Genomic DNA, 438 nt, shown 5'->3' on the forward strand with positions numbered 1-438 from the left:
GCCCCTGCAAGAGTAGGTCGCTGCTAGGCAAACAACGTGGAGTATTAGCTCAGCGGGAGAGCACCACGTTGACAGCGTGGGGGTCACTGGTTCGATCCCAGTATACTCCACCATGATGGGGCGTTAGTTCAGGGGGAGAACGCTTCGCTGGCAGCGAAGAGGTCAGGGGTTCAAATCCCCTACGCTCCACTTCTACGCGGTCGTGGCGGAATGGCAGACGCGCTAGGTTGAGGGCCTAGTGGGGGCAACCCCGTGGAGGTTCAAGTCCTCTCGACCGCATCGCTCCAAACAGTTATGGAGGAGTACCCAAGTCTGGCTGAAGGGGTCGGTTTCGAAAACCGATAGGGGTGTCACAGCCCGCGGGGGTTCGAATCCCTCCTCCTCCGCCATAAAGCTGTCATTTGTACTGACGTTTCTATTATGCCGACTTAGCTCAAT

At 57.3% G+C, this 438-nt stretch carries 4 tRNA genes; all 4 read left to right on the top strand.

The annotated features are described in order from the left end of the window. Positions 1-38 precede the first annotated feature (38 nt). The 4 genes from I656_RS0117205 (at position 39) to I656_RS0117220 (ending at position 389) form a co-directional block, all read left to right on the top strand. Positions 39-113, top strand: a tRNA-Val gene (locus tag I656_RS0117205). A gap of 4 nt (positions 114-117) precedes the next feature. After that, positions 118-189 (top strand) — tRNA-Ala (locus I656_RS0117210). Between the two features lie 7 nt (positions 190-196). Beyond that, positions 197-279, top strand: a tRNA-Leu gene (locus tag I656_RS0117215). A gap of 17 nt (positions 280-296) precedes the next feature. Then, positions 297-389, top strand: a tRNA-Ser gene (locus I656_RS0117220). The last annotated feature ends 49 nt before the right edge of the window (positions 390-438 follow it).

Source organism: Geobacillus sp. WSUCF1, assembly GCF_000422025.1.
Lineage (GTDB): Bacteria > Bacillota > Bacilli > Bacillales > Anoxybacillaceae > Geobacillus > Geobacillus zalihae.